Origin of the sequence: Exiguobacterium sp. UBA5002 (assembly GCF_002396765.1) — a bacterium.
In the GTDB taxonomy this organism is placed as follows: Bacteria; Bacillota; Bacilli; order Exiguobacteriales; family Exiguobacteriaceae; genus Exiguobacterium_A.
The window spans coordinates 1-14,599 of record NZ_DGYQ01000028.1 but is presented as its reverse complement, the minus strand read 5'-3'; the positions used below and the strand labels follow the sequence as shown (position 1 = coordinate 14,599).

The following is a 14,599-nucleotide window of genomic DNA, read 5'->3' as shown; positions in this document are numbered from 1 at the left end:
TCCTTTCCCTCTCTCTAATTCCATTACCGGACGCGATCGAAATAGGAATAAGGACGTAATACCTCGACCCATTCCGGTTGTTCGACCTCTCCGTATTGCCAATGATGCACGACTTCCGCGAACCGTCCATCCGTGACCGGTTCGTCGCGTGGCGTCTCGACTGGTTTTGAACGCAGTACTGGAACAAAGTCCCCGTCGATCGTTTGAATGCCCCATTCAATGATGTATGTAGTATTCGGGGCGACTGGTCGAACGAACCAAGCATTCGTCATTTCCGGTAGCTCGAATTGATACGTCCGATTTGCCTGTCCTTGTTCGTATTCAACAAGCGTGACATCAATGATGCGTAATTCTTTACGAAACGAATCAAACGTCGTGTGATAGTGCGTCTCTAGCAACTGTTTCGACAGTTCAGATAATTCCCAGTAGACGTATAACGCTGTCGGTGACTGAACGATGACATGGAGGATATCATCCTCGTAATGTGTCGCCATTCCAAACGCGTCGCGTTCGAGCGAAGGTACCACTTGCACAGACGGTACGACGTCTAATACCGGTGCAGTCGACTTTTTCGTCTGCTTGACCGTTTTTGATTTTACTTTCGGCGCTGCTACAGAAGGTTGTTCTGTTAACGATTTACGATATTTGGTCCAAGCATATTTGATTTTTCCTTCAGTCGTATCCAATTGAGCTGCGATTTGTTTTGTTGTCAGCCCTTGTTCCTTCATTTTAATGATTTGCTCAAGCATTCCCATTCCCAATCACCTCTCTGTCATTATTCACTTCTTTCCTATTCTACAAACGTGTTTCGAATCCCTTTACAAAAAAAGTAGGCAGAGGAAATTCCTCCTGCCTACTTGATTCATCCGTTTAAATCATAATGTTTTCCTTTTTCGAGATAGATCAGATGCTCTCCGACGTTCGTCAAATGATCACCCATCCGCTCGATGTAGCGGCAAATATTCGTGAATTGCATGACTTCATCGACGACGATCGGCTGAAGTGACATATGACGCATGTACTGGCGAAGTGCCTTATATGTCGTCTCATCAATGACGTTATCGAGATCAGACAGTGCTTTTGCTTTTTCGACATCTCCATCACGATAGGCGACGATTGCAGTTTCCGTCATATCCAGTAATGTCTCGAACGCTTCCTTCAACAACGAGATATCGATGACATACGGGAATGTTTCGACACGTAGAACCGCTTTTGAAATATTCCCCGCATAATCTGCAATCCGTTCAAGATCCGATGAAATCTTCATCGCCGTGATGATCCGTCGTAAATCCGTCGCAACTGGTTGTTGCTTCGCGATTAAGAGGATCGCATCATCGTTGATTTCGAGTTCAAGATCATCGAGTTCATTGTCGTTCGCAATGACACCACGAGCGATATCTTGATCATATTTTTCGAGCGCCTCTGCTGTCGTTGCGATTTGTTGCATCGTTTTTCGTGCTAGTAAAAAGACTTTTTGATCGAGTATTGCAAGGTTTTCTCCAAAAATTGTACGGTTCGCTGCCATTCGTCTCGTCTCCCCTTCTTATCCGAATCGTCCTGAAATGTAATCTTCCGTCCGTTTGTCGGTCGGATTTCCAAAGATCCGGTCTGTTTGATCGAACTCGACGACTTCACCATTCAAGAAGAATGCTGTTTTGTCAGATACACGTGCAGCTTGCTGCATGTTGTGCGTGACGATGATAATTGAGTAGTCCGATTTCAACTCTTGGACGAGTTCTTCTACTTTTAATGTAGAAATCGGGTCCAGTGCCGATGTCGGCTCATCCATCAAAATGACATCCGGCTCGATCGCGAGGCAACGCGCGATACAGAGACGTTGTTGTTGACCACCCGAAAGACCATAGGCATTTTCATTTAAGCGATCTTTGACTTCATCCCAAATCGCTGCTCGGCGTAAACTACGTTCCACGATCTCATCAAGGATTTTTTTGTTTTTAACGCCATGGACACGTGGACCATATGCGATGTTATCGTAAATTGATTTTGGGAATGGATTCGGTTGCTGAAAGACCATTCCGACAGACGTCCGTAATTCTTCAACACCATACTCTTTTTCAAAGATATTACGTCCGTGATACTCAATGACACCATTCGTCCGCACGATCGGAACGAGTTCGACCATCCGGTTCAATGTTTTGATGAATGTCGATTTACCGCATCCTGACGGTCCAATAATTGCCGTAACTTCATTTTTTTTGATATCAAGATTGACATCTTTAAGCGCGTGATCGTCACCGTACCATAAATTTAAATTTTTAACGTTATAGACGCTCTCGCGTGCTACTACTGGTTGGTTCATACGCTCTGCCCCTTCTGTGACGACTGATTTCGTATTCAGCTTCGTATCCATCATCTGTCTTCCTCCTTAAAAGAAATCCCTTCTATCTCGTTCGATTAATAGCGTTTAGAAAATCGGTTCCGGATCCAGATCGCAAGCGAGTTCATCGTCAAGAGAATGACCATCAAGATGATGATTCCTGCTGCTGCAAGACCTTGGAAGTCCGCTTGTGGACGACTTGTCCAGTTGTAGATTTGAATCGGTAATGCCGTGAACTCTGAGAAGATCCCTTCTGGCGCACGGGCGATGAAAATGGCAGCTCCGACCATGATCAACGGTGCTGTCTCACCGATTGCTCGGGATACAGCTAAGATGATTCCTGTAATGACTCCCGGAAGTGATGCCGGAAGAACGACTTTGAACGTCGTTTGCCATTTCGATGCACCGAGTGCGAGTGATGCATGGCGCATCGCTTGTGGCACGGCGCGAATTGCTTCTTGAGAAGAAACGATGACGACCGGAAGACTCATCAATGCGAGTGTCAAAGCTCCAGCAATCAACGTCGAACCAAAGCCCATATTACGGACGAAGAACGTTAATCCGAGTAATCCGAAGACGATCGACGGAACACCTGCGAGGTTCGAGATATTGACCTCGATGAACGATGTCATCCGACTCTTTTTTGCATATTCTTCTAAATAAATTGCTGCTCCAACACCAATGATGAAAATCATCGGGATGATCAGGAGCATCAAGAAGATCGATCCCATTAACGCTGGATAGATTCCGGCACGTTCCGCACGACGAGATGGTGCGTTTTGTAGAAATTCAAGTGATAACCACGAAGCACCGTCACGGATGACGCCGAATAGGAGAATACCTAAGACGACGAGACCGAAAAACAGACCGACGAGGAAAATGACTTTCGTTACATTGTTGACGACGAGGCGTTGGCTAATGGATTTCTTAACTGCGACCGGGTCGATGAATTTTTTTGTGACAGGTTGCTTTTCTGGTAAGGCCATCTTAATACTCCTCTCTGAAGCGGCGTGTGATCCAGTTCGCGAGTAAGTTCATCAATAACGTAAAGACGAACAAGAGCGTACCAACCGCATAGATACTGTAATATTCAACTGTTCCAAATCCAGCATCGCCTAAAGCGACCTGAACGATATACGCAGTCATCGTCTGGACCGGCTCGAGTGGATTAACAGCAGCTGTCGGATTCGAACCACCAGCGATCGTCACGATCATCGTCTCACCAATTGCCCGAGACATTCCGAGTACGATTGAAGCAATGATTCCGGACAAGGCAGCGGGAACAACGACTTTTAATGCGACTTCAAGACGTGTCGAACCAAGAGCGAGCGCACCGTCACGAATTTTTTTCGGGACAGAGCTCATCGCATCCTCAGAAATCGAGGCGATCATTGGAATGATCATGATCCCGACGACGATCCCCGGACTGAGCGCATTGTAGATTTGAATGCCTGGAATTAATTTAACGAGTAGTGGTGTGACGAACGTCAACGCGAAGAATCCGAAAACGATCGTCGGAACACCAGCTAAGACTTCTAAAATCGGTTTTAAGATGCGGCGTGCACGGTCTGACGCATACTCACTTAAATAAATCGCAGACGTGAGGCCGATCGGCACGGCCACTAGCATCGCAATCACGGTAATCTCAAGTGTACCGACGACAAGCGGCCAAATCCCATACTCTGGTTGAGAGTTCAGTGGATACCAGCTCGTACTGCCGAAAAATTCCTTGAACGGAACGACTTCAAAGAAATGCTCGGTTTCAATGACTAACGTGAGAATGATGCCGATGGTCGTAACGACCGAGACGAACGCACACAGAAATAAAACGATCGGCATGATGCGTTCCATGACGTTTTTCACACTGAATTTTTGCTGTCGGTTCTGTTGAATCAGCTCGCGAACCGATTTATTGGGTGTTGAATTCATCCTTCTTCGCTCCCTACTCCTTCTTGACATGAGAACGGGACCCAACCGGTACAGACTTCCCCGGTTGGGCCATCCTCATGACTCGATGATTATTTCATTGCATCTTCGATTGCTTTTGTGTTTTCATCGTAACGATCTTGTGGCATTTTGATATAACCGACTTCTTCAGCTAAATCTCCAGCGTTTTCGTTCGCGAATTTCACGAAGTCTGCCACCTGTTTTTTATCGTTCAGTGATTTGTTGTTGACGTACGTGTAGATTTCACGTGACAACGGGTAAGATAGATCTTTGATTGTTTCTGGTGTTGGATCGACAGCATCTTTTCCTTCAGCTGAAAGTGGTACTTCTTTTAACTTATCTTTATTTTCAGCGTAGTAGGCATAACCGAAGTAACCGATCGCACCTTTCGTTCCTTCAACCCCTTTGACGAGTACGTTATCGTCCTCAGACAGTTGAACGTCTTTACGCATGTCTTTCTTCTCAAGTACTTTCTCAGAGAAGAAGTCGAATGTTCCTGAATCTTTCCCTGGGCTGAAGAACTTCAGTGGTTCAGCCGGATAAGAAGAATCAACATCTTTCCAAGTCTTAACGTTTGGGTCGAGCCAAATCTTTTCGAGTTGATCAAGCGAGAGTTCTTTTACCCATGTATTATCTTTGCTGACTGCAACAGTTAGACCATCATATGCAAGTGAAAGTTTTGTATATTCGATGTTGTTTTTCTTAGCTTCAGCTGCTTCTTCTTCTTTAATTTCACGCGATGCGTTCGAGAGATCCGTTTCACCGACGACGAAGCGTTTGAATCCGCCACCCGTACCAGAGACACCGACTGTGACATTTACGTCAGGTTGTTCCGTTGAATATTCTTCACCGACAGCTTCCATGATCGGGAAGACTGTAGAAGAACCGTCGATTGCGATTTTCCCTTTTAAATCAGATGAACTAGCAGAACCGCCTTTATCGTTACCACATGCTGCCCCCACTACTGCGATTGATGCTACCGTTGTAATGAGTGCTGTTTTTTTCATCCAAGACATGATTAATTTTCCTCCTCGAAAGTATGTCGCTGACGATGCTACGACTTTTTATCCGTTTTCCTTACAAGACTTATACTACGGATGAACTATTAAAACGAAATGAATCCAACGTAAAAGAATTGTAAAGGCGTGTTTTTTAGTGTTTACAATTCGAAATCCATTACAAAAAAAGGTCAATACAAACAAAAAAAACGAGAGTGATTGCTCACTCTCGCTTAGTTTCTAGTTAATTTGGTTTAGTTTGCCACGGTACGTCCTTAACGTTGAAGTACGCTTTGACAAGATCATGACCGATTTTCGAGTTAACAGTCTCTTGCTCCATGTAAGGAAGGAACACGGCCCAAGCCATCTCTGGATTGTCATACGGTGCCCAACCGACAAGATTCGAGTTCAACGAACGAACCGGTTGCCCGCTTCCGTCACGTAAGGCGATTCCGTCATCCCCATAGACGCTGACCTGTGCAGTACCTGTTTTTGCTGCAGCATCGATTCCAGTTTGTGCGATGACTTTGGCTGTACCACGCTCACCTTTTACAACACGGTGCAACCCTTCCCGGACATGATCAATATTATCTTGACTGACTTCAATCCGGTTCAGATAATTCGTTTTAAAGCTGTAATCGACTTTTTTCGTACCCTTTTCAATCGAGTTCGACGCCAATACTTCTTTTAAGAAGTGAGGCTGAACTCGATAACCACCGTTCGCAAGTGTTGAAATGTACTGCGCGACTTGAAGCGGCGTAAAGGCATCGTACTGACCAATGACTCGGTCCATCAACAACGTGACACGGTCTGGCGTCCCTTGAACACCTTTTGCTTCGTAAGGCAAATCAACACCTGTCGTCACCCCAAGACCGAACTGACTATAGTAATTCTGCATGATGGCAGCTGCTCCATCCACGCTCGCACCAGCAATCCCATTGCTCGGATATTTCGCCATCCGCATCGCAATGTTAAACATATAGACGTTCGACGAGCGCTCAAGCGCCGTTAAATCCGTAATCGGTCCCATGTTAACATATGATCCTTTTTTTGTACCTCCGATTGTGATCGGCGCATCGTTGATGACTTCGTTTTGACGAATGACACCTTCCTGTAGTCCCATCGCAACTGTCGCACCCTTGATCGTTGAACCGATTTGAAGAGACGTCAAGACATTATTAATCGCTACATCCGTGAACTTCCCAGTCGAAGGATCAAGCTTTTGACCTGACATCGCTAAAATCTCACCAGTTTGTGGATTCATGACGACGGCATATCCTTCTTTTAAATAACGACTACCCATGCCACGACCCATTTTGATCGCTTGTTGCATGATTTGATCTACTTTTTTATTGTATTCCGCATCAACGGTTAGAACGAGGTCCTTCCCGGACTCGCCTTCTTCACGTTTTGGATCACCGACCGGTTCTCCATTAAACGTTTCGTACACATCGTATGCCGGTTTCCCGCGCAGAAGATCTTCGTACTGTTGCTCAAGGAACGAAGTCCCGACACGATCATTCAAACTATATCCTTTTGCTTTGAACTCCGCTTGTTGTTCTGCCGGAATCTTCGAGTACTTTCCGAAGATATTGCGAAGTGTTCCTTCATACGGATAAGAGCGTTCGTAAAACGGTTCAACCGATACACCTTTCAAATCTTCTAAATTTTCATCGATGATTGCCATCTCTTTTGCAGACGCACCGAGCTTGACGAGTTGTGGATCAAGTGCATAACCGACTTCCATGTTATGTTTGATCGCAATGACTTCCATTGTCTTGTCATCATAATCGATATCTTTTTTCGTGATCGCATCCAGGCGGATTTGATCTTGTTCCGCAATCGAAAGCTTACTTTGCGCTTCCGTCGAAGGATACTTCTTTTTCACTGCTGCTTGGTAACGACGATCCGATTCTTCCGTGTTCGTCGCGACCCAAAAATCCTTGATGTCACGTTCCGTGACTTTCCAGTCTTTTTTAGGTAGATCAATGATTGCTGCGAGACGCTGCGCGATTTCAATACGTTCATCTACTTTCGTCGATTGTGCGCGACGATATACAATGGAGTATTTAGAAATTGTATCGACAAGTAGACGACCATCCCGGTCATAAATCTTACCACGTGGTACTTCATACTTTGATGCAGTCATCTCCGTTTTTTGGACTTCCCGCGAAATTTTTTCACCATTGACGATTTGAACGACTCCTAGACGGAAAATCAAAATCGCAAACAATAAAAAAACGACGAAGAACATTAAATTCAGACGAAGCGGCAGATGATTACGCCGTCTTCCTCGTACGGTGATTCGTTTAGCCATGGCGTACTCCCCTATCGTTCAAAAGTCATCTTGTTTCATTATATAGAAGGAAACTTTCCATAACAACCTATCCCATGATTTTCCGCATTAAAAAAAGCGTATCGTTCACAATTGAACGATACGCTTCTTTCCATTACTTCGCGTCAGCGTAAAGCTTCGCTACGTGGTCCCAATCAACGACGTTGAAGAATGCATTGATGTAATCCGGACGACGGTTTTGATAGTTGAGATAGTATGCATGTTCCCAAACATCAAGACCAAGGATTGGCGTTTTGCCTTCCATGACTGGTGTATCTTGGTTTGGAGTCGAAACGACTGCCAATTTCCCACCGTCAACGATCAACCAAGCCCAACCAGAACCGAAACGAGTTGTTGCTGCTTTTGCGAACGCATCTTTGAATGCATCAAATGATCCGAATGCTTCGTCGATTGCTGTTGCGAGTTCTCCTGTCGGAGCTGCGCCATCGTTCTTCTTCAGCAATTTCCAGAAGAATGAGTGGTTCCAGTGACCGCCACCGTTGTTACGGACTGCAGTTTGAATGTTTGCTGGGAGAGCATCCAAGTTTTGAAGAAGTTCTTCAAGTGACTTTCCTTCATGTTCTGTACCCTCAAGCGCCGTATTCACGTTCGTGACATACGTGTTGTGGTGTTTCGTGTGGTGAATCTCCATCGTACGAGCATCGATATGTGGCTCAAGCGCATCATAAGCGTAGCCGAGTTCTGGTAATTCAAATTTTGACATGTTCATGTCCCCCTTTGTGCTATTTTCGAAAACTTCAATACCCTTTAAGACTAGCAAAAGTACCTGTGTTGACGCAAGTCAAGACCCTCGGATTTACTCGACTTCTCGCGGAGCAAAAACAGAGACGCCTCCGCCCGGTACCGGGAAGACACCAAATCCTTCTTCGTCGATCACGACTGGATGATCTTGATGGTTTGTATAGTCGAACCATTCTTGACCCGCTCGCTCTTCACCGACGAACATGCGTTTCTCGCACATGTCGGCGTTCGAAAGCAACACGGCACAACCTGAGTTCTCGATTTCATCGACACCAAGACGAACCCAGCCTACACAGTGCGGGTCATCAAGATAATCTTGTTGTTCTCCGTATGCTTTATGATAGCGCGTATAGAGCAGGGCATTGATCATCTCTTTTTTTCCTTCGACAGGGGTCGGTCCTTGGACGCCATAGTAATCCCCGTAAAAGACACATGGATATCCGTCCTTACGTAACAAGATCGCTGCATAGGCATGTTGCTTGAACCAGTCATCCACCCATGATTCTAGCGACTCGCCAGGCTGTGAATCGTGATTGTCGACGAACGTCACGGCATTCGTCGGATGCGACTCGACGAGCGTATCCGCAAACAATGTCGTTAAATCAAATTTTTCTCCCTGCTTAGAAGCTTCATGGAACTTATAATGAAGCGGAACATCAAACAAATCGATCGTGTAGTCGACACTGTCCAGGAAATGACGGCAATCGTCGAGATCTGACTTCCAAAACTCGCCGACCATGTAAAAATCGCCTTCGCTGCTTTCCATCATCGATTTCGCGAATTCACGGACAAACTCATAGTTGATATGCTTGATCGCATCAAGACGGAAACCTTGGCAATCGATCGTGTCCTTGAACCAGTGTCCCCAACGAATCATTTCTTCCCGTACCGTCGGATGATTGTAGTCGATGTTTGCAAACATGAGATAGTCATAATTGCCGAACTCATCATCTACTTGGTTGTTCCAATCCTTATTTTTTCCGGAAATCTTAAAGATCCCTGTTTTTTCTTCGCGTGCGTCAAAATCCGTTCCATTGAAGAATTCGTGCGTCCAGACAAAATCCGAATACTTTCCATTACGACCCGGGAAAGTAAACTTCGTCCACGCATCGATTTCAAACTCTTCTGAAATTTCTTTCGATCGATCTTCTGGATTGACTTCCACTACTTTAATCGTCTCGAGTTCGTCTGCTGCAGCTTTATGGTTCATGACAACATCCGCATAAACAGCGATATCGTTTTCATGAGCAACTTCGATTGCTTCGACTAGCTCATCCTTTGTGCCATATTTCGTCCGGACCGTTCCTTTTTGATCGAACTCGCCTAAGTCATAGACATCATAGATGCCGTATCCTGTATCTTCATCCGACTGACCTTTCGATGCTGGTGGAATCCACACGGACGTGATGCCAGCAGCACGCAATTCAGGCGCTCGTTCTTTCAAACGTTGCCAGTGCTTTCCATCATTCTCTACATGCCACTCGAAAAACTGCATCATCGTATGGTTACGTTCCATCTCTCTTCGCTCTCCCTTAGTTACTATAGTATGAATATTATTACAATACCTTTACTATTCCCCGAGCGAACAAAAATAAACGCTTCCCGTTTGCAACGAGAAGCGTTCAACCAAATGGACCCTGCAGGACTCGAACCTGCGACCGGACGGTTATGAGCCGTCAGCTCTAACCAGCTGAGCTAAGGGTCCTTAAGTAATAGTAGCGGCGGAGGGAGTCGAACCCACGACCTCACGGGTATGAACCGTACGCTCTAGCCAGCTGAGCTACACCGCCATGATGTATGTTTCTTACTCTTATTAGATTACGAGATGTGACGAAACTTGTCAATATGCTATTTCAAAAAAATAAACAGCTGATTTCATTTTTTTCGAAATCAGCTGTTTTAAAATAAGTCTACGCTTAGTTCATTAATGCTGTCCGCTGTTCAAGGACGAGATCCGTGATGTTCACAGCGTGATCGCCGATTCGTTCAAGGTTTGAAAGTAAGTCGACGAAGATCATTCCCGCTTGTCCTGTACATTCACCAGCATTCACGCGAAGTACATGATGCTTACGGAATGAACGTTCGAGTGCATCAAGTTTCCCTTCAAGTTCAAGAACTTTTCGAGCCCGTGTGACATCGTCTTCTTCGACGGCGCGAATCGCACAAGCGACGATTTCTTGTGTCAGGACATACATCTCATCAAGCTCTCGCTTCGCAGATGTGGTGAACTGAATCCGGTTGACGATCTGGAAGTCGATTAATTCAACGATATTCTCGACATGATCACCGATCCGCTCGAAGTCATTGACAGCATGCATCAGTAGCGAATGATCATTTGATTCACGCTCTGATAAATCATGTGCGGCTACTTTGACAAGATAACTCGTGACTTCTGTATTTAAGTGGTTGATCGCGTATTCAATCTGCTCTGATTCCGATACATCCTTCTTATCATGCGATTGCGTGTAACGGTGCGCTTTCGCAAGTGCGTCTTTCGAGAATTCTCCCATTCGCAATACTTCGAGCTTTGCTTGATTTAATGCGAGTGCCGAAGATTGGTTCAAGATGTTTTGATCGAGATGACGCGGTTTTGAATCGATCGTCGTATCCGTACCCGGTACGATTTTTTGTACAAACCATGCGATTTGCGCGATGAACCAACATTGAATCAACGTATTGACGACATTGAACGTTCCATGTGCAAAGGCGATTTGCATTTTTGGTTCTAAACCAAGCGCACCTGTGATCCACGCAATGAAGCTAGAGAACACTGGTAATGCGATCAAGAACAAAATCGTCCCGATAATGTTGAAGATGACGTGTGCCGCTGCTGTCCGTTTAGCTGCAATCGACGCACCAAGTGCTGCAAGTACTGCCGTAATCGTCGTTCCAATGTTATCCCCGAACAAGACCGGTAGTGCCGCTTTGATATCGATCATGCCACCAGCGTACAACTCCTGTAAGATACCAATCGTTGCTGACGACGACTGGACAAGAACAGTAAAGATCGTTCCGACGAAGACACCAAGTAATGGATTATCCGACATCGAGACAGTCAATTCACGGAACCAAGCACTTGATTCAAGTGGAGCCATCCCGTCCCCCATCAATGTGAGACCGTAGAACAACGCACCGAAACCAAAGAAAACCTGTCCGATATACTGAACACGTTCTTTATTGAAGAAAAAGATCAAAAAAGCACCAATGGCGATAGCGGGAAGTGCCGCTTCTTTAACATTGAAGCCAATGATGAAGGCCGTGATCGTCGTACCGATGTTCGCTCCCATGACGACACCGATCGCTTGTCGTAAATTCATCAGACCCGCACTAACGAGTCCAACGACGATAACGGTCGTCCCGGAGGACGACTGAATCAGTATCGTGACTACGATACCTGCTAAGATACCTAATAGTGGATTCGTCGTATACTTATCGAGGATATAACGTAATCGGTCTCCCGCTGTTTTTTGGAGACCATCTCCCATATACTTAATACCGAAAAGGAAAATCCCAAGTCCACCGATGAAGGTGAAAATCATTTCCTGCAAATCATAGTTCATCTTGCCAGCTCCTTTATTTGATGTGGATTGATGTGTTTGTAAAGTTTATTTTTTCGACTCCCCTATTATGTAAAGGTCTAATGAACTTGTAAATAGTTTTTACGACATCCGATTGTTAAGGTTTTATTAATCTGTACTATTACAAAAAAACCTTTATTTTTAAGCATTTAATAAAATTTAAAATTCTGTTATAAAACAATGAAAAGAGTGATACTCTTGTCTTTTTTACGTCAACTCATTAATTACTTACAAACTTCATTAATTCCAAACCGCTCGTTTTTACGACTTCGTCTATCAGATGTTTCTTTGTATTTCTGTGGATTGGCTTGGATTTCACTATGGACGACGATTATCGATTCCTTCTTTTTACAAAAAGATATTCCAATCGTGATTTGGTTCGTTCTCCACTTCATCTTCATCGCTATTGCGGTCTTACTGTATTTGCTCTTGATGGCATATCTGACGAAAGGATTCGTTCGTCTGTTACTCCCCCGCCCATGGGCATATCGTCAGACGTTCCCTTACACAGTTGCAACGAATCTATGGACCTTCCCCCTTGGCATGCTTCTTTACCAATTGGGGCATCATCAAATAGGAGTCGCTTTACTTATCCTCGGGCACTTCGTTTACACGTTGGCGCCATTATGGATCGCCCGTTCCCCGAAACCTCGCGCGTCACGTAAATCTCGATGAGTATCAAAATCAGGCGTCCGACGGATTGACGGACGCCTTACTTTCATTAAACAATTGTAAATGTTCGATTTTCGTTCTTGTTTCTCGATTTTTAGGGAATAGTTCGATATGATAGAAAAGGTAAACATAAACAATATGGCGGTATGCCACAAAAGGAGATTTTCGATATGCCGAAAATGGTCCATCGCTCTAAGACTCGTCCCGTTCGTGTAGGGGACCTTGTCATTGGTGGAAATAATGAAGTCATCATCCAAAGTATGACGACAACTAAAACACACGACGTCGAAGCGACAGTCGCTGAAATCCTACGTCTTGAAGAAGCTGGTTGCCAAATCGTCCGCGTCGCTTGTCCAGAAGAACGTGATGCGCTCGCACTTGCAGAAATCAAAAGCCGAATCAACATTCCGCTTGTCGTAGACATCCATTTCAACTATAAACTCGCGCTCATGGCGATCGAAGCTGGCGTCGATAAAATCCGGATCAACCCAGGTAATATCGGTCGCCGCGAAAAAGTCGAAGCCGTCGTGACAGCAGCAAAAGCGAAAAACATCCCAATCCGGATTGGGGTAAACGCTGGTTCACTCGAAAAGCACATTCTCGAAAAATACGGTTATCCAACAGCACGTGGTATGGTCGAGAGTGCCTTGCACCACATCAAGATCCTTGAAGATCTCGACTTCCATGACATCATCGTTTCATTGAAAGCATCAGACGTTCAGTTGGCGCTTGAAGCATATCAACTTGCTTCTGAATCGTTTGACTATCCACTTCACGTCGGGATTACGGAATCGGGTCCACTTCGTTCTGGTTCATTAAAATCAGCAGCAGGACTTGGAGCGATCCTCTCACGCGGAATCGGAAACACGGTTCGTGTATCTCTTTCAGCAGACCCTGTCGAAGAAGTAAAAGTCGCAAAAGAAGTCTTGAAATCATTTGGTCTCGCAGCCAACGCGGCGACATTGATCTCATGTCCAACATGTGGTCGGATCGAAATCGATTTGATGTCGATCGCTGCAGAAATCGAAGACTACATCGAAAATATCCAAGCGAACATCAAAGTTGCTGTTCTTGGTTGTGCAGTCAACGGTCCTGGTGAAGCACGTGAAGCCGATATCGGTATCGCCGGCGCTCGCAACGAAGGATTGTTGTTCCGTCACGGAGAAATCATTCGTAAAGTACCAGAAGCAACAATGGTCGAAGAATTGAAAAAAGAGATCGATGCCATCGTCCTCGAAAAACAGGCTGAAAAAGAAGCCGAAAAAGCAAATCACGTATAAGATAGGGCTCCTCTTTGATGAGGAGTCTTTTTTCGTATCTCGATTTCGACTATGTTATACTAAGTGAAGAAAAATTCTTAGAACGTGGGTGACTGTAAATGAAAATTGGAATCGACATCGATGGAACGATCACACATCCATCCTCTTGCTTCACTTATATGAATAAACATCTCGGAACGTCGATTGACTTCAATCAGGCGTCTGAATATGAATTGCATACGTATACGGATATGAATCAAATCGAATTTTGGGACTACATGGTGAACTCCGGTCACGAGACAGGAATTTATCGTGAGTCCATCCCTCAAGAACATGTTCGCCACCACTTATGGAATTTGCGGAAGCAATATGATCTCCATTACGTGACAGCACGATCGGAACTCGTTCGTCCTGTAACTGAAGAGTGGATCAAACAACATGAACTTCCTCTTGATTCCTTAATCATGACGGGATCACACGACAAAGTACAAGTCGTCCGTGATTTATCACTCGATTTGTTTATGGAAGATCGATTAGAGAATGCTGTGCAGATCGCAGAAGATACATTCATCCCTGTGATTTTGTTCGACGCACCTTATAACCGTAAAGCCGTACCGAATAATGTTATTCGTGTCGCTTCATGGAATGAGGCCGTTCAAGAGATTCAAAAATTTGCACCGATTCGTTAAATGATATGCTCCCCAAAAAGT

At 45.0% G+C, this 14,599-nt stretch carries 13 protein-coding genes and 2 tRNA genes; 3 read left to right on the top strand and 12 right to left on the bottom strand.

All coding sequences use genetic code 11. The annotated features are described in order from the left end of the window. Positions 1–23: 23 nt before the first annotated feature. The 12 genes from B4C70_RS08885 to B4C70_RS08830 all read right to left on the bottom strand — a co-directional run bounded on the left by B4C70_RS08885 (position 24) and on the right by B4C70_RS08830 (position 11,940). Complete coding sequence (locus tag B4C70_RS08885; protein WP_290778564.1) at positions 24–755, bottom strand: DUF4912 domain-containing protein; 732 nt, start codon at positions 753–755, stop codon at positions 24–26. A gap of 107 nt (positions 756–862) precedes the next feature. Next, a complete protein-coding gene (phoU, locus tag B4C70_RS08880) occupies positions 863–1,525 on the bottom strand; it encodes a phosphate signaling complex protein PhoU (RefSeq protein WP_035409154.1) in 663 nt (220 codons plus the stop codon). Positions 1,526–1,543: 18 nt separating this feature from the next. Further along, the gene (gene pstB, locus B4C70_RS08875) at positions 1,544–2,320 is read right to left on the bottom strand and encodes a phosphate ABC transporter ATP-binding protein PstB (protein ID WP_052019099.1); all 777 of its coding nucleotides are present in this window, start codon (positions 2,318–2,320) and stop codon (positions 1,544–1,546) included. Between the two features lie 95 nt (positions 2,321–2,415). After that, positions 2,416–3,324: a phosphate ABC transporter permease PstA gene (pstA, locus tag B4C70_RS08870; protein ID WP_035409158.1), complete on the bottom strand. Its 909-nt coding sequence runs from the start codon at positions 3,322–3,324 to the stop codon at positions 2,416–2,418. Position 3,325: 1 nt separating this feature from the next. After that, positions 3,326–4,267, bottom strand: a complete 942-nt coding sequence (pstC, locus tag B4C70_RS08865) for a phosphate ABC transporter permease subunit PstC (protein ID WP_035409160.1) — start codon at positions 4,265–4,267, stop codon at positions 3,326–3,328. An 89-nt stretch (positions 4,268–4,356) separates the two neighbouring features. After that, positions 4,357–5,301, bottom strand: coding sequence for a PstS family phosphate ABC transporter substrate-binding protein (locus B4C70_RS08860; protein WP_290754778.1), 945 nt, complete (start codon positions 5,299–5,301; stop codon positions 4,357–4,359). 226 nt (positions 5,302–5,527) lie between these two features. Next, positions 5,528–7,600, bottom strand: a complete 2,073-nt coding sequence (locus B4C70_RS08855; protein ID WP_056060174.1) for a peptidoglycan D,D-transpeptidase FtsI family protein — start codon at positions 7,598–7,600, stop codon at positions 5,528–5,530. A 133-nt stretch (positions 7,601–7,733) separates the two neighbouring features. After that, positions 7,734–8,342 carry a superoxide dismutase gene (locus tag B4C70_RS08850; protein WP_035409166.1) on the bottom strand — a complete coding sequence of 203 codons (609 nt, stop codon included), beginning with the start codon at positions 8,340–8,342 and terminating at the stop codon, positions 7,734–7,736. A gap of 93 nt (positions 8,343–8,435) precedes the next feature. Further along, complete coding sequence (locus B4C70_RS08845) at positions 8,436–9,896, bottom strand: alpha-amylase (protein WP_290778562.1); 1,461 nt, start codon at positions 9,894–9,896, stop codon at positions 8,436–8,438. Between the two features lie 115 nt (positions 9,897–10,011). After that, positions 10,012–10,085, bottom strand: a tRNA-Ile gene (locus tag B4C70_RS08840). Between the two features lie 11 nt (positions 10,086–10,096). After that, positions 10,097–10,170: transfer RNA gene (locus tag B4C70_RS08835), tRNA-Met, on the bottom strand. A gap of 126 nt (positions 10,171–10,296) precedes the next feature. After that, a complete protein-coding gene (locus B4C70_RS08830) occupies positions 10,297–11,940 on the bottom strand; it encodes a Na/Pi cotransporter family protein (protein WP_290778559.1) in 1,644 nt (547 codons plus the stop codon). Between the two features lie 207 nt (positions 11,941–12,147). Here B4C70_RS08830 and B4C70_RS08825 point away from each other — a divergent pair, with 207 nt between their 5' ends. From B4C70_RS08825 to B4C70_RS08815, 3 genes are all read left to right on the top strand, one after another. Further along, a complete protein-coding gene (locus B4C70_RS08825; protein WP_290778556.1) occupies positions 12,148–12,633 on the top strand; it encodes a hypothetical protein in 486 nt (161 codons plus the stop codon). A gap of 167 nt (positions 12,634–12,800) precedes the next feature. Continuing rightward, positions 12,801–13,910: a flavodoxin-dependent (E)-4-hydroxy-3-methylbut-2-enyl-diphosphate synthase gene (gene ispG, locus B4C70_RS08820; RefSeq protein ID WP_035409173.1), complete on the top strand. Its 1,110-nt coding sequence runs from the start codon at positions 12,801–12,803 to the stop codon at positions 13,908–13,910. Positions 13,911–14,008: 98 nt separating this feature from the next. After that, the gene (locus tag B4C70_RS08815; RefSeq protein WP_251137900.1) at positions 14,009–14,578 is read left to right on the top strand and encodes a 5' nucleotidase, NT5C type; all 570 of its coding nucleotides are present in this window, start codon (positions 14,009–14,011) and stop codon (positions 14,576–14,578) included. Positions 14,579–14,599 lie beyond the last annotated feature (21 nt).

Coding starts and splice junctions, on each gene's coding strand:
- B4C70_RS08885 (WP_290778564.1), bottom strand. CDS start 755: ATGGGAATGCTTGAGCAAATCATTAAAATGAAGGAACAAGGGCTGACA.
- phoU (WP_035409154.1), bottom strand. CDS start 1,525: ATGGCAGCGAACCGTACAATTTTTGGAGAAAACCTTGCAATACTCGAT.
- pstB (WP_052019099.1), bottom strand. CDS start 2,320: ATGAACCAACCAGTAGTAGCACGCGAGAGCGTCTATAACGTTAAAAAT.
- pstA (WP_035409158.1), bottom strand. CDS start 3,324: ATGGCCTTACCAGAAAAGCAACCTGTCACAAAAAAATTCATCGACCCG.
- pstC (WP_035409160.1), bottom strand. CDS start 4,267: ATGAATTCAACACCCAATAAATCGGTTCGCGAGCTGATTCAACAGAAC.
- B4C70_RS08860 (WP_290754778.1), bottom strand. CDS start 5,301: ATGTCTTGGATGAAAAAAACAGCACTCATTACAACGGTAGCATCAATC.
- B4C70_RS08855 (WP_056060174.1), bottom strand. CDS start 7,600: ATGGCTAAACGAATCACCGTACGAGGAAGACGGCGTAATCATCTGCCG.
- B4C70_RS08850 (WP_035409166.1), bottom strand. CDS start 8,342: ATGTCAAAATTTGAATTACCAGAACTCGGCTACGCTTATGATGCGCTT.
- B4C70_RS08845 (WP_290778562.1), bottom strand. CDS start 9,896: ATGGAACGTAACCATACGATGATGCAGTTTTTCGAGTGGCATGTAGAG.
- B4C70_RS08830 (WP_290778559.1), bottom strand. CDS start 11,940: ATGAACTATGATTTGCAGGAAATGATTTTCACCTTCATCGGTGGACTT.
- ispG (WP_035409173.1), top strand. CDS start 12,801: ATGCCGAAAATGGTCCATCGCTCTAAGACTCGTCCCGTTCGTGTAGGG.
- B4C70_RS08815 (WP_251137900.1), top strand. CDS start 14,009: ATGAAAATTGGAATCGACATCGATGGAACGATCACACATCCATCCTCT.